Below are 19589 nucleotides of genomic sequence, written 5' to 3' on the forward strand. Positions count from 1 at the left end.
GATCAGCCGGAAACCGTATGAACCCCCCGAATATGTTTGGCCGAGTACCCTGGAGATCGAGTGTGACCATGGCAGACGATTCGGCGCGGTCGCGGTTGGGTCGCGGGCTGGCAGCCCTGATCGGCGACGTCGGCGAGGAAAGCTCGGGGACCGAGCGCGGCCGCCACAGCCAACGGCGGGTGCCGATCGAGTTCATCCGCGCCAATCCGCGCAATCCGCGGCGGACGTTCCGCGAGGAGGAGCTGGAGGAACTGGCCGCCTCGATCCGCGAGAAGGGCATCATCCAGCCGATCGTGGTGCGGGCGGTTCCGGGCCAGCCCGACGCCTATGAGATCATCGCCGGCGAGCGGCGCTGGCGCGCCGCCCAGCGCGCCGCCCAGCACGAGATGCCGGTGATCCTGGTCGAGGCCAGCGACCAGGAGGCGATGGAGATCGCCATCATCGAGAACGTCCAGCGCGCCGACCTCAACCCGCTGGAAGAGGCGATGGGCTATGACGCGCTGATCAGCCAGTTCAGCTACAGCCCGTCCGACCTTGCCCGGACCATCGGCAAGAGCCGCTCGCACGTCGCCAACACGCTGCGCCTGCTCAAGCTGCCCGACACCATCAAGGCGACGCTGGCCGAGGGCAAGCTCACCGCCGGCCACGCACGCGCGCTGCTGGCGCACGACGACCCGGAGGGGCTGGCGCAGGAGATTCTGGACCGGAATCTGTCGGTGCGGCAGGCCGAGGCGCTGGCCCAGACCAGCGCCGAGAAGGCCGGCCGGCCGCCCAAGAGCCGGGCGCGCGGCGACAAGGATTCCGACACCCGCGCGCTGGAGAAGCAGCTGTCCGACGCGCTCGGGCTGAAGGTGTCGATCGACCATCGCGGCGACGGCGGGGAGCTGCGTATCCGTTACCGTAGCCTGGAGCAGCTCGACGATGTCTGCCGGCGCCTGACCGGCGTGTGATTATATTTCGTCTTATTTTTCAGTGATTTAAGACCTTCGCCGCCGGCGGGCGGCATTGGTCGCGAGCGACAAGAGCGCGCGCGAGCAGATCGCTTCCGCCAGCGCCGACTGCTTGCGGGCCTCGGCCGCCGCCTTGCCGAGATCGATCACCGCCGCGCTGAGGCCGTCGGCGCTCCAGGCCTCGAGCGCCCGTTCGATCAGCGGCTTGCGGCGGAAATGCACCGGCGGCCGCGCGCCCTCCACCACATTGCGAACGCTGGCGCCGCCCTCGATGGCGAGCCGCCAGCGGTGAAGCTGTACCGCGGCGCGGATGGCGGCGGCCAGCAGCGCCTGCGGCGAGGTGCCGGCGCCGACGAGGCGTGCCGTGGCGGCATCCGAAGTGGCGGCATCGCCGGCAAAGGCGGTGTCGATCGCCTCGTCGAAGCCGGTGGCCGAGGCGTCGCCGACGATCGCCTCCACATCCTCGATGGTGACGCGGCCCTGGCCGTGGGCGTAGAGCGCGAGCTTCCGCACCTCGCCGCGCGAGGCCAGCCGGTCGCTGCCGAGCAGGGAGACCAGCAACTCGCGCGCCTCGCGGTCGATGGCGAGATCGGCCGCCCGCAGCTCCTCGTCGATCAGCCGGTCGAGGTCGCGCCCGGCATCGGCGTAGCAGGCGATCGCCAGGCCGCGCGGCGAGCGCTCGACCAACTCGCGCAGGCCCTGGCCGCGCTTGAGATCGCCGGCTTCCAGCAGGATCAGCGTGTCGGCGGGCGGCGAGGCCAGCAGCGGCTCGACCGCGGCGGTGATATTGCGGCCGCCGACACGTACCCGGATCACCCGCCGGCCGCCGAACATGCCGATGGTGTAGGCCTCGTCGGCGAGGCGGGCCGGATCGGCGGAGATCGCGTCGCCATCGAGCCGCACCAGCGCGAACGGATCGGTGTTGCCGGCCAGCGCGGTGGCGGCGGCCTTGGCGGCGCGCTCGGCCACCAACCCGGCATCCGGGCCGAACAGCAGCACCACCGGGCGGGCCGGGTCGATGCGGCTGAGAAGCGTGTCGGCCTCGTTGGGCTTGACGGCAACCATGGTGGGGCCAACGGACCATGACATCCGGCCGATCGGCCGGATGTCACCTCAGTGTGTGCCGAATTTCTTGCCGGCGGTCTTGTCGGCGGGCGAGGGCGGCGGCGGCGGGGTGGGCGCGGTGAAATAGGCGGCGAGGCGCTCGCGGATGCGCGACGCGACCTCCTTGGCGGCGCGGTTCTCGGCGTCGCGTTTGGCGCGGTCGCGGGCGTAGATCTGGGCGCCGCGGTCGATCGACGCCTGGGCGAAGGCGCGGTCCTTGAGCACCACCCTGTCCTCGGTCACGTCCTGCAGGCGGAAGGTGGCGTTGAGGGTGATCAGCTCCACCGTGGCGCGGCCGGTGGTCGGATCGACGGTCATCGACTGGGTATTCTCGGTCAGATCGACCTCCAGCCGGTAGGGGGCGAGGGGCGAACTGCCGGCGCCGCCGCCAAGCTCGAAGATCAGGGCGTTGCGCACCTGCTGCCCGACCCGCCCCTCGATCGCCTTGACGTCGACATTGGCAAGCTGGGTGGAAACGCCGGTGTTCGGCGTGCGCTCGGCATAGAGCGGGGTGAAGCAGCCGCCGGCCAGCAGGCCGAGGCCGATCACCGCCAGCACGGTGCGGCGTGGCAAGCGGTGGCGGGCGCGCTCCTGCGCGCGAGCGGGATCTTGGTCAGGCAACGACATTGACGATCCTCTGCGGCACCACGATCACCTTCTTCGGCGGCTTGCCCTCCAGCACGCGCTGGATGACATCGAGCGCCAGCACCGCGGCCTCGACCTCGGCAGCGCCGGCTTCGCGCGACACGGTGACGTCGGCGCGCTTCTTGCCGTTCACCTGCACCGGCAGGGTGATCGTATCACGGGCGAGCAGCTGAGGCTCGACCACCGGCCACGGCGCCACTGCGACCAGATCGTCGTGGCCCAGCACCGCCCAGCATTCTTCCGCCAGATGCGGCATCATCGGGGCGAACAGCTTGACCAGGATCTCGGCGGCCTCGCGCGCCGCGGCCTTGACGTCGGGCGCGGCGGCGGCCGCCTCGTCAAGGTCGCCGATCGCGCCGGTGAGGCCGTTGGCGAGCTCGTAGACACGGGCGACCGCGCGGTTGAAGCGCAGCCGCTCGATGTCGTTCTCGATCTCGGCCAGCGCGCCATGGGCGAGGCGGCGGATGTCGAGCGCGGGGCCGGCGGCGTCCGCAGGCGCCGGCGTGCCGACCGGGGCGGCCAGCTCGGCGAGGTCGCCGACGAGGCGCCACAGTCGCTGGACGAAGCGCGCCGCGCCCTCGACGCCCGAGTCGGTCCACTGGATGTCGCGCTCGGGCGGGGTGTCCGACAGCATGAACCAGCGGGCGGTGTCGGCGCCATAGCCGGCGATGATGGTGTCGGGATCGACGACGTTCTTCTTCGACTTCGACATCGACTCGACGGCGCCGATGGTCACCGGCTCGCCGGTCTTGACGTGGCTCGCCGTGCCGTCGCGGATCATCACCTCCTCGGGGAACAGCCAGCGGCCGTCGGCGCCCTTGTAGGTCTCGTGCGTCACCATGCCCTGCGTGAACAGGCCGGCGAACGGCTCGTCCAGGCCGAGATGGCCGGTGAGCTTCATGGCGCGGGCGAAGAAGCGCGAATAGAGCAGGTGCAGGATCGCGTGCTCGACGCCGCCGATATACTGGTCGACCGGCAGCCAGCGATCGACCACCGCGCGCTTGGTGGGCGTGGCCGCCCGCGGCGAGGTGAAGCGCGCGAAATACCAGGACGAATCGACGAACGTGTCCATGGTGTCGGTTTCGCGCCGCGCCGGCTTGCCGCACTGCGGGCAGGGCACGTGCTTCCAGGTCGGGTGACGGTCGAGCGGGTTGCCCGGCACGTCGAAGGTGACGTCGTCGGGCAGCTTCACCGGCAGGTCGGCGGCCGGCACCGGCACCACGCCGCAGCTCTCGCAATGGATCACCGGGATCGGGCAGCCCCAGTAGCGCTGGCGCGAAATGCCCCAGTCGCGCAGGCGGAAATTGACCTGGCGCTGGCCGACCGGGCGGCCGTCGCGCATCTCGCCTTCCAGCCGGCGGGCGACCTCCTCCTTCGCCTCGTCGACCGTCAGGCCGTCGAGGAAGCGCGAATTGATCAGCCGGCCGTCGGCGTCGTGGGCCTCGCTGCCCACCGTATAGGTGGCGGCGTCCGCGCCTTCCGGCAGCACCACGGGGGTGACGGGCAGGCCATAGGCGCGGGCGAAGTCGAGGTCGCGCTGGTCGTGCGCCGGGCAGCCGAAGATGGCGCCGGTGCCGTAATCCATCAAAATGAAGTTGGCGACATAGACCGGCAGCTCCCAGCTCGGATCGAACGGGTGGCGCGCCCGGATGCCGGTGTCGAAGCCCTTCTTCTCGATGGTGGCGAGGGCCGCGGCGCTGGTGCCGACGCGGCGGCATTCCTCGGCGAAGGCCGCAAGCTCCGGATTGGTCGCAGCCGCGGCCTTGGCCAGCGGATGATCGGGCGACAGCGCGAGGAAGCTCGCGCCGAACAGCGTGTCGGCGCGAGTGGTGAAGATCTCAAGCTCGGTCTGGCCCGCGGGCGCGCCGGGCGCCAGATCGAACCGCACCAGCATGCCCTCGGAGCGGCCGATCCAGTTCTTCTGCATCAGCCGGACCTTCTCCGGCCAGCGCTCGAGGCCGTCGAGCGCCGACAGAAGGTCTTCGGAAAAGGCGGTGATGCGGAAGAACCACTGGGTCAGTTCGCGCTGCTCGACCAGCGCGCCTGAGCGCCAGCCGCGGCCCTCGATCACCTGCTCGTTGGCGAGCACGGTGCAGTCCACCGGATCCCAGTTGACCTTGGCGCTCTTTCGCTCGACCAGCCCGGCCTTCAGGAAATCCAGGAACAGCGCCTGCTGCTGGTGGTAATATTCCACGTCGCAGGTGGCGAACTCGCGATCCCAGTCCAGCGACAGGCCCATGCTCTTGAGCTGGGCCTTCATGGTGGCGATGTTGGCGTAGGTCCAGGCGGCGGGGTGGGTGTTGTGCTGCATCGCCGCGTTCTCGGCCGGCATGCCGAAGGCGTCCCAGCCCATCGGGTGCAGCACGGCGAAGCCCTTGGCGCGCTTGTAGCGGGCCACCACGTCGCCCATGGTGTAGTTGCGCACGTGCCCCATATGGATGCGCCCCGACGGATAGGGGAACATCTCGAGCACGTAGTAGCTCGGCCGCGGATCGGATTCGTCGAGTTTGAAGATGCCGCGCTCGTCCCAGGCGGCGCGCCACTTCGGCTCGACCTCGCGGGCGTTGTAGCGCTCGGGTGTTTTTGTCATCGTGGATGTCGGATCGATATCGGATCGCTCGGCCGGTCAAACGCGCGGCCGCCCCGTGGCTGAGGCCGGGGCGGAGCCGGCGGGACTAGGACACGATCGTCCGGCGAGGTCAACGGCCTCGCACCGTGCGGGCACGCACGAGGGGCCGGGCGGCAGCGCGCGAAAGGCCGAGCGGCAGTCTTGGGCTGCGGCAGTCTTGGGCGGAGGCGGCATGACGGCGGCGGCGAACACCCTGGCGATGGCGTCTCAGGCGGCCCGGCCGGCAACGCCGCAGGCGTTCCTCGCCTGGGCGGCGGGCCGCGAGGGCCGGTTCGAATTCGCAGCGGGGCGAATCATGATGATGGGCTTGGCCACGCGCGCCCACGCCCTCGCCTCGACGCGGCTGGCCGTAGCGCTGCTGGCGCGGCTCGACATCCGTCTCTGGTCGGTGACGGCCGCAGGACTTGCAGTCCGCGTTCGTGAAAGCGTGCGCTATCCCGACGTGCTGGTCGAGCCGGCGGGCGGCGACGGCGCGGCGCTCTATACCGATCAGCCGGCGCTGATCGTCGAGGTGCTGTCGCCCTCCTCGCTGGCGCTCGACTTCACCACCAAGGCCCGCGAATACACCTCGCTGCCCTCGCTCAAGATCTATGTGGTGGCGAGCGCCGACGAGCCGCGCCTGTGGCTGTGGCGGCGCGGGGCTGACGGCGCGTTTCCGCTCGATCCGGAGGAGATCGCCGGGGCGGACGCGGTGCTGCCGCTGCCCGAATTCGCGACGGACCTGCCCCTTGCCGAAGCCTATCGCGGTGTCCGATAGAGGCAGGTCCGATTCGCACCTGAAACGATCATGTCCGCCGCCGACAATCTCAGCTTCGTCCGCTCCGAAATCGCCAAGGCCGCCCGCGCCGCCGGGCGCGAGCCCGAATCCGTCACGCTCGTCGTGGTGTCCAAGACCTTCGAGGCTGCGGACATCCGGCCGGTGATCGCGGCCGGCCAGCGCGTGTTCGGCGAGAACCGCGTCCAGGAGGCCAGGGGCAAATGGCCGGCGCTCAAGGCCGAAGTCCCCGATATCGAGCTGCACCTGATCGGGCCGCTGCAGACCAACAAGGTGAAGGACGCGCTCGACCTGTTCGACGTCATCCATTCGCTCGACCGGCCGTCGCTTGCCGCCGAACTGGCCAAGGAATTCGCCAAACGGGAGGGGCGGCGGCCGCGCCTTCTCGTCCAGGTCAATACCGGCGCCGAGCCGCAGAAGGCCGGCGTGCTGCCGGAGGAGGCCGACGCCTTCATCGCCCGCTGCCGCGGCGATCATGGGCTGGCGATCGACGGGCTGATGTGCATCCCGCCGTTCGACGAGAACCCGGCGCCGCATTTCGCGCTGCTGGCCAAGATCGCCGCCCGCAACGGGCTCGATCAGCTGTCGATGGGCATGAGCGCCGACTTCGCCACCGCCATCGCCTTCGGCGCCACTTATGTGCGGGTGGGCTCGGCGATCTTCGGCCACCGCGCCTGAACAGAAGCGTCCGGGCCAACCCCACCCCAACGGCGCCCGCCGGCGAGGCGCTTTCATCGCCGGCGGGTCGGGCTTCCGGTGTCAGGCTGATACGGCTTCCGGCCAATTTCTGGATTCTGGCTTCGCCGCGCCCCCTCGAAGCCCCCCACCCCCGACCCCTCCCCACCGCTCGCGAAGCTCGCGGGGGGAGGGGAGAAAAGGGGGCGCCTCTTCTCCCCTCCCCCCATGAACGTAGTGAATGGTGGGGAGGGGTCGGGGGTGGGGGGGCGGTCTCGTCGAAAACCCCTTGTCCAAGCCGGATTTTCGGCGATCGGAATACGGCTCGAAGGCTTGATCAGTCGGAAGCCGTATTATCCTGTGCCCGTCCGACCGCGCGCCTTTTCCGGTCATCCGCCGCGCCGGATCGGCGGCGCGGCGTGCTGGGCTATCTGCACGATGCTATCTGCATTCCTGGGCGACGCGGTCGAGGGCCTGGCTGAGCCCGGCCAGCGAATAGCGGTCTGTCGACTGGTTGCCGCGCCGCGAGGTGCCGGTGATCGTCAGATCCGACCCGCGCCGCATGGCGTCGACCAGACGCTGCTCCTCGGCCGGGTTCTTGATCCAGACATTATCGTCCTTGGCGGTCATGGCGAACACGACATTGCCGATCTTCAGCGTGGCGTCGCTGCCGTCCTTGAGCGGGAAGCCGACCATCGCCGAGACCTCGTTGCGCACGCCCTCGCCCGGCCGGTGGCTGATGAACAGGAAGCCCGGATCGCGCTTGAGCGAGGCCGGCTGACGGTCCTTGGGCTGCGACAGCGCATAGCAGATGCGGGACTTCGGATTCTGGCTGGCATAGGCCGCCCAGTCGCCGAAACGCCCGAGAAGCTCCGGCACGCTGCCCGAGCTCGACGACGCGCCGGACTGGGCCACCTTCATCCTGGCCGGGGTCGTCCGGTCCGAGCCCATGCCGGCGGGGTTGGTGTCGACCAGACCGAGTCCGGCGAGGTCCGCCGGGAGCGCAGGCGTCCGGGTCGTTTGGGTGGTCTCTGGCGGGACGGGGTTGGACGGCTGGAGGGCGAGCGTCTGCCAAGCCGGCACAAGTCCAAACACCGCGGCAAGCGCCGCCGTTGCGATCCGCATCTTCGCCATGTCGTATCCCGTTGAATCCCCAAATACCCCGGCCGGCGCGCCGCACGCAGCGCGAATCGCATCCGACCCCAGTCCTGCGCCCGCCGATAGACGCTGAGAAGGCCAAAAGAATGGCGTGATGCGGTTTCCGGAAGGTCCGTTCGGGATCCTGGAAGCGGCTTCACCGGCAAGTCATTGATAAAACGTCAATTTTTCGGCAATCTCGCTGCGCGGCGCGAGCCCAGGCGAACCAGCGGCGCCGCGGCGCGTTGCCGGAATCGGCGGTTCGGCCGCGGCGCGTTCCGGCCGGCCGCCGCGGCACCGCGAGCCGGGAGCGTGTTCTCGACCAGGGGCTTTATCTTTGCACCGGCCGGCCTATCTTCGTTTGTGCCGCTTGATACGCGAACGCTGCGGGGAGTTGGGGTGACGTCGCAGGAGGAACTGGCGGATCTGGTCGCTGCGGTCGCCGAACGGCGCGACAGCGCCGCGTTTACGCGGCTGTTCGATCACTTCGCGCCGCGCGTGAACAGCTACCTGCTGCGCCTCGGCGCCAGCCCGGCACTGGCCGAGGAATTGACGCAGGAGGTGATGGTCACGCTGTGGCGCAAGGCCGCCCAGTTCGACCGCGCCAAGTCGTCCGTCGGCACGTGGCTCTATCGCATCGCCCGCAACCGCCGCATCGACATGGCGCGCCGCGACCGCTCCGAGCCGCTCGACAGCGAAGAGGCCAACGAGGTCGCCTCCGAGGAGCCGGGCGCCGACGACGCGCTCGATTCGCTGCAGCGCGAGGACAGCGTCCGCGCCGCCATGGCCGATCTGCCGCCCGAGCAGCTGGCGCTGATCCGCCTCGCCTTCTTCGAGAACCTGTCGCACAGCGACATCGCCGACCGGCTCGGCCTGCCGCTCGGTACGGTCAAGTCGCGCATCCGCCTCGCCTTCACCCGCCTGCGCCGGCAATTGGAGGCGGGCGGCGTCGATGCGGCGGTGTGACCCGGCGCGCCGGGTGATCGCTTCCGGATTCAGGAACGGGCCGCCTCGGCCACGCTAATCTCGCGCCACATGAGTGCCCGATTCGCCGAAGTCCTGGTGCCGGTCGCGGTGGCCGAGCCCTATTCCTATGCCGTGCCGGACGGGCTCGACCTCACAGTGGGTGACCTCGTCACGGTGCCGCTCGGGCCGCGCCGGGTCACCGGCGTGGTGTGGCAGCTCGCCGAGGCGCCGCGCTACGCCCGGCCCGGCCGGCTGAAGCCGGTCGAGGCGCGGCTCGATGCCGAACCCCTCCGGCCCGAACTCATGGCCTTCGTCGATTGGGTCGCCGGCTACACATTGTCGCCGCGCGGCATGGTGCTGCGCATGGCGCTGCGGCCGGGCGAGACGCTGGGGCCGCCGCGCCCGCGCATTGGCGTCCGCCGCACCGGCCCGGCGCCGGCCCGCATGACGGCGCAGCGGGCGCGGGTGCTGGCGGCGCTGGAGGGCGGGCTCTGCCATGCCAAGAACGAGCTCGCCCGCGAGGCCGGGGTGTCGGCGGCGGTGATCGACGGGCTGGTCGACGAGGGGGCGCTGGAGGCGGTGGCGCTGCCGCCAGAGCCGGCCGCCCGGCGCCCGGACCCCGACCATCCCACCGTCGATCTGTCGCCGGCCCAAGGCGCGGCGGCGGCGGCGCTCAAGGGGGCGGCCGGTGCGGGCTTCGCCGTCTTCCTGCTCGACGGCGTCACCGGCTCCGGCAAGACCGAGGTCTATTTCGAGGCGGTGGCCGAGGTGCTGCGGCGCGGCCGGCAGGTGCTGCTGCTGCTGCCGGAGATCGCGCTGACCACGGCGTTTCTCGACCGCTTCGCCCGCCGCTTCGGGGTGCCGCCGGCCGAATGGCACTCGGAGGTGGCGCCGCGCCGGCGCGAGCGGATCTGGCGCGGCGTGGCCTCGGGCGAGGTGGCGGTGGTGGCCGGCGCCCGCTCGGCACTGTTCCTGCCCTTCCGCGACCTCGGCCTGATCGTGGTCGATGAGGAGCACGACGGCTCCTACAAGCAGGAGGAGGGCGTCGCCTACAACGCCCGCGACATGGCGGTGGTGCGCGCCCGAATCGGCCGGGTGCCGGTGGTGCTGGCCTCGGCCACGCCCTCGGTCGAGACCGAGGTGAACGCAAGGCGCGGCCGCTATCACCGCCTTGCCCTGCCGACCCGGGTGGGCGGCGCGGCGCTGCCGAAGATCGCCGCCATCGACATGACCCGCGACGGGCCGGGGCGCGGCCGCTGGATCGCGCCGAAGCTCGCCGCCGCGGTCGAGACCACGATCGGCCGCGGCGAGCAGGCGCTCTTGTTCCTCAACCGGCGCGGCTATGCGCCGCTGACGCTGTGCCGGGCCTGCGGCCACCGGCTGGGCTGTCCGTCCTGCGACGCCTGGCTGGTCGAGCATCGCGCCCGCCGCCGCCTCGTCTGCCACCATTGCGGCTTCTCGATGCCGCGCCCGCCGGCCTGCCCGCATTGCGGGACGCAGGAGACGTTCGTCGCGGTCGGCCCCGGCGTCGAGCGCCTCGCCGAGGAGGCGGCCGCGCTGTTTCCCGACGCCCGGCTGTCGATCCTGTCGTCGGACCTGATCGAGGGCGTCGAGCGGCTGCGCGCCGAGATCGCGGCGATCGAGCGCGGCGAGGTCGATCTCATCATCGGCACCCAGCTCGTCGCCAAGGGGCACCATTTCCCGCGCCTGACGCTGGCCGGAGTGATCGACGGCGACCTCGGGCTCGGCCATGGCGACCCGCGCGCCGCCGAGCGCACGTTCCAGCTCTTCTATCAGGTGGTCGGCCGGGCGGGGCGCGAATCAGGCAGCGGTCAGGGGCTGATCCAGACCTATCAGCCCAAGCATCCGGTGATGACGGCGCTCATCGCCGGCGACCGCGAGCTGTTCTACGACACCGAGATCGCCGCCCGCGAGCGCGCCGGCCTGCCGCCGTTCGGTCGGCTCGCCACGCTGCTGGTGTCGGCGGCCGAGGCGCCGGCGGCCGAGGCCTATGCCCGCGCGCTCGCCGCCGCGGCGCCGCTCGAGGCGGGGGTGCGGGTGCTCGGCCCGGCCGAGGCGCCGATCGCGGTGCTGCGCGGCCGCCACCGGGTGCGGCTCCTGGTGCGGGCGGCGCGGACGGTGCGGGTGCCGGACTATCTGCGGGCGTGGTTGGCGCGCGTGCCGCCGCCCAAGGGCAGCGTCGGCCTCGCCATCGACGTCGATCCGCAAAGCTTTGTCTGAGCCGGTGGGTCCAGATGGTTGCGTTCGAAACGGCGCCTACCTCGTGCTCAGCCGATGTGCCAACGATCGCAATGATTTTTTGGGCACACGGTCGTGTTGCAGGCCCGGGGCAGTCGTGCTAATCAGCCGCCGGCCTGACGGGTTGGGTTTCGGCTGTCCTGACCCTCGGCTGAGTTCCTTTGGAATCCAAGGGCTTTCGGTGCGCCGCTCGGCGCTGGCGGCGCTCTTGTGAACTAGCCCGAGACGCGACGTGCAAGGCGAAGAACCGATCGTATCCGGCATGGCAGGTCGCTACGCGACCGCTCTGTTCGAACTTGCGCTGGAGGCCGGCTCGCTTGATGCCGTCTCCGCCGACCTCGACCGCTTCGAAGCGCTGCTCAACGACTGTGACGACCTGCAGCATCTTGTCTCGAGCCCGGTGTTCGGCTCGGACGAGCAGCTCAAGGCCATCACCGCCGTTCTGGAGAAGGCCGAAATCGGCGGGCTGGCCGGCAAGTTTCTGAAAACCATTACCGCCAATCGCCGCCTGTTCGCGGTGCAGGGCATCCTGCGCGCCTACCGCGCCCGGGTCGCCCGCCACAAGGGCGAGGTGCGGGCGCAGGTGACGGTGGTCGAGCCGCTGTCGGACGCCCACCGCACCGCGCTGGCGGAGACGCTCAACACCGTGACCGGCAAGGATGTCGCCATCGACGTGACCGTCGATCCGGCGCTGATCGGCGGTCTCGTCGTCAAACTCGGCAGCCGCATGGTCGATGCGTCGCTGCGCACCAAACTGAACGCGATCAGGCACGCGATGAAAGAGGTCGGCTGATGGACATCCGCGCCGCTGAAATTTCTGCGATTCTCAAGCAGCAGATCAAAGGCTTTGGCCAGGAGGCGGAAGTCTCGGAAGTCGGGCAGGTGTTGTCGGTCGGCGACGGCATTGCCCGCGTCTATGGCCTCGACAACGTCCAGGCCGGCGAGATGGTCGAGTTCGGCAACGGCATCCGCGGGATGGCGCTGAACCTCGAAATCGACAATGTCGGCGTCGTGATCTTCGGCAATGACCGCGAGATCAAGGAAGGCGACACCGTCAAGCGCACCCGCGCCATCGTCGACGTGCCGGTCGGCAAGGGTCTGCTCGGCCGCGTGGTCGACGCCCTCGGCAACCCGATCGACGGCAAGGGCCCGATCCAGGCCACCGAGCGCCGCCGCGTCGACGTCAAGGCGCCTGGCATCATTCCGCGCAAGTCGGTGCACGAGCCGATGGCCACCGGCCTCAAGGCGATCGACGCCCTGATCCCGATCGGCCGCGGCCAGCGCGAGCTGGTGATCGGCGACCGCCAGACCGGCAAGACCGCGATCCTGCTCGACACCATTCTGAACCAGAAGCCGCTGAACAAGTCGGACGATGAGCACGTCAAGCTCTATTGCGTGTACGTCGCCGTCGGCCAGAAGCGCTCCACCGTCGCCCAGTTCGTGAAGGCGCTGGAGGAGAACGGCGCGCTCGAATATTCGATCGTCATCGCCGCCACCGCCTCCGACCCGGCGCCGATGCAGTTCCTGGCGCCGTTCGCCGGCTGCGCCATGGGCGAGTTCTTCCGCGACAACGGCATGCACGCGGTGATCTTCTATGACGACCTGTCCAAGCAGGCCGTCGCCTACCGCCAGATGTCGCTGCTGCTGCGCCGCCCGCCGGGCCGCGAAGCCTATCCGGGCGACGTGTTCTATCTCCACTCGCGCCTGCTCGAGCGCGCTGCCAAGATGAACGACGACAACGGCGCCGGCTCGCTGACCGCGCTGCCGGTCATCGAGACCCAGGCCAACGACGTCTCCGCCTACATCCCGACCAACGTGATCTCGATCACCGACGGCCAGATCTTCCTGGAGACCGACCTGTTCTACCAGGGCATCCGCCCGGCGCTGAACGTCGGCCTGTCGGTGTCGCGCGTCGGCTCGGCCGCCCAGACCAAGGCGATGAAGGCGGTGGCCGGCAAGATCAAGGGCGAGCTGGCGCAATACCGCGAAATGGCGGCGTTCGCCCAGTTCGGCTCCGACCTCGACACCGCCACCCAGCGCCTGCTCAACCGCGGCGCCCGCCTCACCGAGCTCCTCAAGCAGCCGCAGTTCTCGCCGCTGAAGATGGAAGAGCAGGTGGCGGTGATCTTCGCCGGCACCTCGGGCTATCTCGACCCGCTGCCGGTGGCCAAGGTGCGCGCTTTCGAGGAGGGGCTGCTCAGCTACCTCTACAGCCAGCATCCGGACATTCTGGAGACCATCCGCACCAGCCGCGCGCTCGCCGACGACACCCGCGCCAAGCTGAAGGCGGCGTGCGACAGCTTCGCCAAGACCTTCGCCTGATCGCGGGCGGCACCACCAAGAGCAGGATGCGACCCGCGCCATGGCGAGCCTGAAGGAACTGCGCAACCGGATCGCCTCGGTCAAGGCGACCCAGAAGATCACCAAGGCCATGCAGATGGTGGCGGCGGCCAAGCTCCGCCGCGCCCAGGCTGCCGCCGTGGCGGCGCGGCCGTTCGCCGAGCGCATGGAGCAGGTGCTCGGCAATATCGCCGGCGCGGTCTCCGACCTGTCGAATGCGCCGAAGCTCCTGGCCGGCACCGGCTCCCAGCAGCGCCATCTGCTGCTGGTCTGCACCTCCGAACGCGGCCTGTGCGGCCCGTTCAACTCCTCCATCGTCCGCTTGGCGCGCGAGCGCGCGCTGGCGCTGATGGCGGACGGCAAGGAGGTCACCTTCTTCTGCGTCGGCCGCAAGGGCGCCGACCAGCTTCGCCGCCAGTTCGACCGGCAGATCATCAAGACCGTCGAGCTGCGCGGCGTGCGCACGCTGGGCTACGGCAATGCTGAGCCGATCGCGCGCGAGATCATCGATCTGTTCGATGAGGGCCGGTTCGACGTCTGCACGCTGTTCTTCTCGCGCTTCCGCTCGGTGATCAACCAGATCCCGACCGCGACGCAGATCATCCCGGCCACGCTGCCGGAGGTCGACGGCGCCGCGGCGCGGGCGGTCTATGACTACGAGCCCGACGAGAACGAGATCCTCGCCGAGCTTCTGCCGCGCAACATCGCCGTGCAGATCTTCCGGGCGCTGCTGGAGAATGCCGCTTCCGAACAGGGCGCGCGCATGACGGCGATGGACGCCGCCACCCGCAATGCCGGCGAGATGATCAAGAAGCAGACGCTGACCTACAACCGCACCCGTCAGGCGATGATCACGAAGGAGCTGATCGAGATCATCTCCGGCGCCGAAGCGCTGTAGGACCGGGGCGGCGCGAACCATGGCCTACACCACCACGGCGACGACCAAGGGCGGACGCGAGGGGCGGGCGATCCTCGACGGCGGAAGCCTCGCGCTGGCGATGGCGTTCCCCAAGGCGCTCGGCGGCTCCGGCGACGGCCACAATCCCGAGCAGCTGTTCGCGCTCGGCTACTCGTCGTGCTTCGGTCAGGCCATCGTGGCGCTGGCCAAGAAACACGATGTCGACGGTTCCGCGGCGCGGGTCACCGTCGACGTCACCATCGACAAGGACGCGACCAGCTTCGCGCTCGCCGTCGAGATCAAGGTCCAGATTCCGGGCGCCGACAAGGCGAAGGTTCAGGCCCTGGTCGAGGACGCCCATTCCATCTGCCCCTATTCCAAGGCGACGCGCGGGAACATTCCCGTCACGCTGACCGTCATTTGAGCATTCCGGAGACCCCTATGGCTGACAGCAAGGTCGGACGCATCACCCAAGTCATCGGCGCCGTCGTTGACGTGCAGTTCGAGGGCCATCTGCCGGCCATTCTGAACGCGCTCGAGACCGACAACCAGGGCCACCGCCTCGTGCTGGAAGTCGCCCAGCATCTCGGCGAATCGACGGTGCGCACCATCGCCATGGACTCGACCGAAGGTCTGGTGCGCGGCCAGGAGGTCAAGGACTCCGGCCTGCCGATCGCCGTTCCGGTCGGTCCCGGCACGCTCGGCCGCATCATGAACGTGGTCGGCGACGCGGTCGACGAGGCCGGCCCGGTGCCGTTCACCGAGACCCGGCCGATCCACGCGCCCGCGCCCTCCTACACCGAGCAGTCGACCGAAGCCGAAATTCTCGTCACCGGCATCAAGGTGGTGGATCTGCTCGCGCCCTACGCCAAGGGCGGCAAGGTCGGCCTGTTCGGCGGCGCCGGCGTCGGCAAGACCGTGCTGATCCAGGAGCTGATCAACAACGTCGCCAAGGCCCATGGCGGCTATTCGGTGTTCGCCGGCGTCGGCGAGCGCACCCGCGAGGGCAACGACCTCTATCACGAGTTCATCGAGTCCGGCGTCAACAAGGATCCGAAGGCCAACAATGGCGACACCACCGGCTCCAAGTGCGCCCTGGTGTACGGCCAGATGAACGAGCCGCCGGGCGCGCGCGCCCGCGTCGGCCTCACCGGCCTCACCGTCGCCGAATACTTCCGCGACCAGGGCCAGGACGTGCTGTTCTTCGTCGACAACATCTTCCGCTTCACCCAGGCGGGTTCGGAAGTGTCGGCGCTGCTCGGCCGCATCCCCTCGGCGGTGGGCTATCAGCCGACGCTCGCCACCGACATGGGCGCGCTGCAGGAGCGCATCACCACCACCACCAAGGGCTCGATCACCTCGGTGCAGGCGATCTACGTGCCGGCCGACGACCTGACCGACCCGGCGCCGGCCACCTCGTTCGCCCATCTCGACGCCACCACGGTGCTGTCGCGCTCGATCGCGGAAAAGGGCATCTATCCGGCGGTCGACCCGCTCGACTCGACCTCGCGCATGCTCGACCCGCGCGTCGTCGGCGAGGAGCACTATCAGGTGGCCCGTCAGGTGCAGCAGATCCTCCAGCGCTACAAGGCGCTGCAGGACATCATCGCCATCCTGGGCATGGACGAGCTGTCGGAAGAGGACAAGCTGACGGTGGCGCGCGCCCGCAAGATCGAGCGCTTCCTGTCGCAGCCCTTCCACGTCGCCGAGGTGTTCACCGGCTCGCCGGGCGTGTTCGTGTCGATGGAAGACACGATCCGCGGCTTCAAGGGCCTGTGCGAAGGCAAGTACGACTACCTGCCCGAGCCGGCCTTCTACATGGTCGGCACCATCGAGCAGGCGGTCGAGAAGGGCAAGAAGCTCGCCGCCGAGGCCGCCTAAGCGGTCCGATGGCGCCCGCGGCCTGCGGCCGCGGCCATCCCTGAGGTGCCCGCCGAACCGCCGCGCAAGCGGCGTCCGGCGGGATCGGACCGGCGCCGGATCTCCCGGCCCGACCGGTCACGCGAGCTGCGCCCGGCAGCTCAAGAACCGAGAGCTTGAGACATGGCCGAGTTTCCCTTCGAGCTGGTGAGCCCCGAGAAGCTGGTGTTTTCCGGGCAGGTCGAGCACGTCGTGGTCCCGGGTGCGGACGGCGAGTTCGGCGTGATGGCCGGCCACGCGCCGGTGATCTCGACCCTGAAGCCCGGCCGCCTGACCATCTTCGCCGCCGGCCAGCCGGCCCGTCATCTGTTCGTGCGCGGCGGCTTCGCCGAGGCGCGCCCCGATGGCCTGACGGTGCTGGCGGAACTGGCGATCCCGCTCGAGGAGCTGGACGCCGCGCGCCTCGCCCAGGAAATCCAGGACGCCGAGGAAGACGTGGCCGACGCCACTGTCGAGGCCGTGCGCCTGACGGCGCAGGAGCGGCTCGAGCGGCTGCGGGAATTCCAGGCGGCGCTGATCCAGAGCGGCGGTTTCGGCGGATCGCACAGCGGGCATTGAGCCGGCGGACGACATCTTTTCGAAAGTTCGCGAAATCCGGCCGCTGGGCCGGATTTCTGCGTTTTGGCGCGCTTGATCGGCCGGAAGCCGGATCAGGCCTCGGTCATCCGCACCATGTAGCGCGCGCCGTCGCCATAGAGGGCGAGCTTGGCCCGCAGATGCGGGCTCGAGATTTCGCGGAAGCCGTGGCGCGCCCACACCGCCTCTGCGCCATAGACGGCGGTCAGCGCCAGTTGCGCCAGCGCGCGGCGGCGGGCGGTCGCGACCAGCAGCGCCACCGCCTCCCCGGCCAGCGCCCGGCCGCGCGCGGCGGGCAGCAGCGCGATGTCGTGGATGTAGAGCACGTCGCAGGGCGCGGGCAGCGCGCCATAGACGGCATCCAGCGCCACCACCTCGCCCGCCCGCCACGGCAGGGCCACCGCATAGCCGGCGACGGTGCCGCCCTCGCCTTCAAGCGCGAAATTGCAGTCGGGTGCGAGCGCCAGCTTGTCGGCGAAGGTCTCGCGCCGCTCGGGAAAGGTGGGGTGAACCACTGCGGCCACCGCCATCAGCGCATCGAGGTCGGCCGGGGCGAGCGGCCGCCAGCGGTAGGGCTCAGCCGGCAAGGTGGGCGAACTCCGCGACGATGCGCTCATAGACCGGCCGCTTGAACGGCACGATCAGCTCGGGCAGGCGCTCCAGCCGTTCCCAGCGCCAAGCGCTGAACTCGGGCGGGTGGGCGCCGCCGGCCGGCCGGGCGATATCGATCTCGGACTCGTCGCCGGTGAAGCGCAGCGCGAACCATTTCTGGGTCTGGCCGCGATATTTGCCCTTCCAGGCGAGGCCCACGAGGTCGGGCGGCAAATCGTAGGTGAACCAGTCGCGCGCCTCGGCGAGGGGGGCCACCGAGCGGACGTTGGTCTCCTCAAAGAGCTCGCGCAGCGCCGCCGGATACGGATCCTCGCCGGCATCGATGCCGCCCTGCGGCATCTGCCAGGGGTGGGCGTGATCGGTGTGCTCGGGACCGTCGGTGCGCTGGCCGACGAACACCAGCCCCTGGGCATTGAGCAGCACCACGCCGACGCAGGGGCGGTAGGGCAAGTCTTCGGGGCGGGTGGTCTTGGAGCGGGTCATGACAAACGGGCCGGCGGCGCGATCGGTGTGGTCGGTATACGTCCGTTTCCGCCGCAAGGGAACGGAAGGGTCATTCGGTTTCCGCTTGATCCCTTCGGGCGCCGGAAACCGCCTCACGCCCCCTTCTTGCCGCGTGCGACGGTGGCGCTCAGCGGCACCAGCAGATAGCCGCGGGTTTCGACCTCCTTGGCCCAGCGCGCAACGCGGTCGATCGACACCGGCAAAGCGGTGGCGAAGCCGACGGCGCTGCCGCGTTCGCCGGCCATGCGCTCCAGCCGCATCAGCGCATTGTCGATGGCGACCGGAGAGGCTGCGGCATCGAGCACGACGTCGGCGCGGGCAAAGGTGGTGCCGAGGCCGCCGGCGATCTCCCGCGTCACGCTGCGCTGGGAGGAGCCGTCGTCGAGGAACATCAGGCCGCGCCTGGTGACCTCGCGCATCACCGGCGCCAGCGCGCTCTCCGACGAGGTGAAGCGCGCGCCCATATAGGTCGCGACGCCGATGAAGCCGGGAAACCGCGCCAGGAACCAGTGCAGCCGGTCGACATTCTGGTCGCTGGTGAGGGTGGTCAGCAGCGTCTGCGGCCCGGGGTCGTTGTCGGGATAGTCGAACGGCTCCATCGGCACCTGCAGCAGCACCTCGTGGCCCTGGGTGCGGGCGCGGGCGACGACGCGGTCGAGGTCGGTGCCATAGGGCGCGAAGGCCAGCGTCACCTCGGGCGGCAGCTTGGCGATCGCCTCGCTGGTGCCGTTGGCGCTGATGCCGAGCCCGCCGACGACGATGGCAATACGCGGCATCGCCGACTTGCCGGGGGCGATGGCGGGGGCCGGACGGGCGTAGGTCTCGAACGGGCGGGTGCCGTCGGCGGCGATGCGCGGCACGGCGCCGTGGCGGGCCTTTTCGACCAGCCGCGGGTCGGGCGCGGGCGCCAGCCGGTCGCCGGCCACCGGGACGTCGTTGATCTTGCCGCTGCGGCCGTCGATGACGGCAACGGAGGGCCCGTCGGGCGCGCTCGATGCCCCCTCGCCGGCCGGGCCTTCGGCGCCCGGCGCCGCCCCGGCCGCGGCGTTGGCGGTGGATTGGGGCGACGACGGCACGCCGGCGGGCGCGCCGGAAGGCGTCGCCGCGGGGGCGGTGCCCTCGATGCGGGTGCGAGCGATCGGCTCGCCGCCCAAGGGGTCGTCGACCACGCCGATCCAGCCGATGGCGGCGGCGACCACGAGGCCGGCGGCGACGGTGATCACCGGCAGCGGCCGAACCCGCGCCAGTCCCTTGCCGAAGGCGCGTAAGCGCGCACCGGCGGACCGCTTCGCCGCCTCCTGCGCGGTGCCGAGAGGCCGCTGAAGATCATCGACCGACATGCGTGTCCCGCTGACTGTGCTGGCGAAGTCGAAGCCGCAGAAATCGAATCATGCGGCAGTCTATCACGCCGGCTTGGCACCACCGGCGCGCCGCATCGACGGTCGAGCCGGATCGGCCGATCCGTCGTTTCTATCCGCCCCCGGCGATCGCCGGTCCCGTCGACAAATCCGCGCCCGTCACGCCGGTGGGGGCCAGACAAAACGCACAAGCCAAAACGCGCAACACGAAACCGCTCGGCCGAAGGCCGGCCCCCGCCGT

At 70.2% G+C, this 19589-nt stretch carries 18 protein-coding genes; 11 read left to right on the forward strand and 7 right to left on the reverse strand.

Annotated features, from left to right (window positions below; all coding sequences use genetic code 11):
• Positions 1-68: 68 nt before the first annotated feature.
• Complete coding sequence (locus BLTE_RS16170; RefSeq protein ID WP_126401654.1) at positions 69-950, forward strand: ParB/RepB/Spo0J family partition protein; 882 nt, start codon at positions 69-71, stop codon at positions 948-950.
• Between the two features lie 27 nt (positions 951-977).
• Here the strand turns inward: BLTE_RS16170 and holA are convergent, their stop codons facing one another.
• The 3 genes from holA to leuS are packed head-to-tail and all read right to left on the reverse strand — an operon-like array spanning position 978 to position 5289.
• A complete protein-coding gene (gene holA / locus BLTE_RS16175) occupies positions 978-2039 on the reverse strand; it encodes a DNA polymerase III subunit delta (protein WP_244600025.1) in 1062 nt (353 codons plus the stop codon).
• A 24-nt stretch (positions 2040-2063) separates the two neighbouring features.
• Positions 2064-2681 carry an LPS assembly lipoprotein LptE gene (gene lptE, locus BLTE_RS16180; RefSeq protein ID WP_126401655.1) on the reverse strand — a complete coding sequence of 206 codons (618 nt, stop codon included), beginning with the start codon at positions 2679-2681 and terminating at the stop codon, positions 2064-2066.
• Complete coding sequence (gene leuS, locus BLTE_RS16185) at positions 2668-5289, reverse strand: leucine--tRNA ligase (RefSeq protein WP_126401656.1); 2622 nt, start codon at positions 5287-5289, stop codon at positions 2668-2670. Before leuS ends, lptE begins: the two co-directional genes overlap by 14 nt.
• A gap of 211 nt (positions 5290-5500) precedes the next feature.
• On the opposite strand from leuS, the gene BLTE_RS16190 reads away from it, so the two are divergent.
• Together BLTE_RS16190 and BLTE_RS16195 are read left to right on the forward strand one after the other, a co-directional pair.
• On the forward strand, positions 5501-6085 hold the full coding sequence (locus BLTE_RS16190; RefSeq protein WP_126401657.1) for a Uma2 family endonuclease: 585 nt from the start codon (positions 5501-5503) through the stop codon (positions 6083-6085).
• A 30-nt stretch (positions 6086-6115) separates the two neighbouring features.
• Entirely contained in the window at positions 6116-6781 is a 666-nt protein-coding gene (locus BLTE_RS16195) for a YggS family pyridoxal phosphate-dependent enzyme (protein ID WP_126401658.1), read from the forward strand.
• A gap of 438 nt (positions 6782-7219) precedes the next feature.
• On the opposite strand, the gene BLTE_RS16200 is transcribed toward BLTE_RS16195, so the two are convergent.
• The gene (locus tag BLTE_RS16200; protein WP_126401659.1) at positions 7220-7912 is read right to left on the reverse strand and encodes an invasion associated locus B family protein; all 693 of its coding nucleotides are present in this window, start codon (positions 7910-7912) and stop codon (positions 7220-7222) included.
• A gap of 402 nt (positions 7913-8314) precedes the next feature.
• Between BLTE_RS16200 and BLTE_RS16205 the strand changes: the two genes are divergently transcribed.
• The 8 genes from BLTE_RS16205 (at position 8315) to BLTE_RS16240 (ending at position 16856) form a co-directional block, all read left to right on the forward strand.
• On the forward strand, positions 8315-8881 hold the full coding sequence (locus BLTE_RS16205; RefSeq protein ID WP_244600026.1) for a sigma-70 family RNA polymerase sigma factor: 567 nt from the start codon (positions 8315-8317) through the stop codon (positions 8879-8881).
• Between the two features lie 69 nt (positions 8882-8950).
• Positions 8951-11122: a primosomal protein N' gene (locus tag BLTE_RS16210; RefSeq protein WP_126401660.1), complete on the forward strand. Its 2172-nt coding sequence runs from the start codon at positions 8951-8953 to the stop codon at positions 11120-11122.
• Between the two features lie 250 nt (positions 11123-11372).
• Positions 11373-11933, forward strand: a complete 561-nt coding sequence (locus BLTE_RS16215) for a F0F1 ATP synthase subunit delta (protein ID WP_126401661.1) — start codon at positions 11373-11375, stop codon at positions 11931-11933.
• Positions 11933-13462, forward strand: a complete 1530-nt coding sequence (atpA, locus tag BLTE_RS16220; RefSeq protein WP_126401662.1) for a F0F1 ATP synthase subunit alpha — start codon at positions 11933-11935, stop codon at positions 13460-13462. The genes BLTE_RS16215 and atpA overlap by 1 nt, the downstream gene beginning before the upstream one ends.
• Before the next feature lie 40 nt (positions 13463-13502).
• Positions 13503-14378, forward strand: coding sequence for a F0F1 ATP synthase subunit gamma (locus BLTE_RS16225; RefSeq protein WP_126401663.1), 876 nt, complete (start codon positions 13503-13505; stop codon positions 14376-14378).
• A gap of 19 nt (positions 14379-14397) precedes the next feature.
• Positions 14398-14802 (forward strand): organic hydroperoxide resistance protein, encoded by a 405-nt coding sequence (locus BLTE_RS16230; protein ID WP_126401664.1) that lies wholly within the window; start codon positions 14398-14400, stop codon positions 14800-14802.
• A 17-nt stretch (positions 14803-14819) separates the two neighbouring features.
• Complete coding sequence (atpD, locus tag BLTE_RS16235; RefSeq protein ID WP_126401665.1) at positions 14820-16259, forward strand: F0F1 ATP synthase subunit beta; 1440 nt, start codon at positions 14820-14822, stop codon at positions 16257-16259.
• A gap of 162 nt (positions 16260-16421) precedes the next feature.
• Positions 16422-16856 (forward strand): F0F1 ATP synthase subunit epsilon, encoded by a 435-nt coding sequence (locus tag BLTE_RS16240; RefSeq protein WP_126401666.1) that lies wholly within the window; start codon positions 16422-16424, stop codon positions 16854-16856.
• Between the two features lie 92 nt (positions 16857-16948).
• Here the strand turns inward: BLTE_RS16240 and BLTE_RS16245 are convergent, their stop codons facing one another.
• The 3 genes from BLTE_RS16245 to BLTE_RS16255 all read right to left on the reverse strand — a co-directional run bounded on the left by BLTE_RS16245 (position 16949) and on the right by BLTE_RS16255 (position 19330).
• The gene (locus tag BLTE_RS16245; RefSeq protein ID WP_244600027.1) at positions 16949-17461 is read right to left on the reverse strand and encodes a GNAT family N-acetyltransferase; all 513 of its coding nucleotides are present in this window, start codon (positions 17459-17461) and stop codon (positions 16949-16951) included.
• Positions 17451-17969, reverse strand: a complete 519-nt coding sequence (locus tag BLTE_RS16250) for an RNA pyrophosphohydrolase (RefSeq protein ID WP_126401668.1) — start codon at positions 17967-17969, stop codon at positions 17451-17453. Before BLTE_RS16250 ends, BLTE_RS16245 begins: the two co-directional genes overlap by 11 nt.
• Positions 17970-18082: 113 nt before the next feature.
• Entirely contained in the window at positions 18083-19330 is a 1248-nt protein-coding gene (locus tag BLTE_RS16255; protein ID WP_126401669.1) for a divergent polysaccharide deacetylase family protein, read from the reverse strand.
• Positions 19331-19589 lie beyond the last annotated feature (259 nt).

The sequence above is a fragment of the Blastochloris tepida genome, from assembly GCF_003966715.1.
Classification (GTDB): domain Bacteria; phylum Pseudomonadota; class Alphaproteobacteria; order Rhizobiales; family Xanthobacteraceae; genus Blastochloris; species Blastochloris tepida.

Bases quoted from the DNA above. Each gene is read 5' to 3' on its own strand.
- BLTE_RS16240 (WP_126401666.1), top strand. From the start codon at position 16,422: ATGGCCGAGTTTCCCTTCGAGCTGGTGAGCCCCGAGAAGCTGGTGTTT.
- leuS (WP_126401656.1), bottom strand. From the start codon at position 5,289: ATGACAAAAACACCCGAGCGCTACAACGCCCGCGAGGTCGAGCCGAAG.
- atpA (WP_126401662.1), top strand. From the start codon at position 11,933: ATGGACATCCGCGCCGCTGAAATTTCTGCGATTCTCAAGCAGCAGATC.
- holA (WP_244600025.1), bottom strand. From the start codon at position 2,039: ATGTCATGGTCCGTTGGCCCCACCATGGTTGCCGTCAAGCCCAACGAG.
- BLTE_RS16195 (WP_126401658.1), top strand. From the start codon at position 6,116: ATGTCCGCCGCCGACAATCTCAGCTTCGTCCGCTCCGAAATCGCCAAG.
- lptE (WP_126401655.1), bottom strand. From the start codon at position 2,681: ATGTCGTTGCCTGACCAAGATCCCGCTCGCGCGCAGGAGCGCGCCCGC.
- BLTE_RS16255 (WP_126401669.1), bottom strand. From the start codon at position 19,330: ATGTCGGTCGATGATCTTCAGCGGCCTCTCGGCACCGCGCAGGAGGCG.
- BLTE_RS16190 (WP_126401657.1), top strand. From the start codon at position 5,501: ATGACGGCGGCGGCGAACACCCTGGCGATGGCGTCTCAGGCGGCCCGG.
- atpD (WP_126401665.1), top strand. From the start codon at position 14,820: ATGGCTGACAGCAAGGTCGGACGCATCACCCAAGTCATCGGCGCCGTC.
- BLTE_RS16250 (WP_126401668.1), bottom strand. From the start codon at position 17,969: ATGACCCGCTCCAAGACCACCCGCCCCGAAGACTTGCCCTACCGCCCC.
- BLTE_RS16210 (WP_126401660.1), top strand. From the start codon at position 8,951: ATGAGTGCCCGATTCGCCGAAGTCCTGGTGCCGGTCGCGGTGGCCGAG.
- BLTE_RS16225 (WP_126401663.1), top strand. From the start codon at position 13,503: ATGGCGAGCCTGAAGGAACTGCGCAACCGGATCGCCTCGGTCAAGGCG.
- BLTE_RS16200 (WP_126401659.1), bottom strand. From the start codon at position 7,912: ATGGCGAAGATGCGGATCGCAACGGCGGCGCTTGCCGCGGTGTTTGGA.
- BLTE_RS16230 (WP_126401664.1), top strand. From the start codon at position 14,398: ATGGCCTACACCACCACGGCGACGACCAAGGGCGGACGCGAGGGGCGG.
- BLTE_RS16170 (WP_126401654.1), top strand. From the start codon at position 69: ATGGCAGACGATTCGGCGCGGTCGCGGTTGGGTCGCGGGCTGGCAGCC.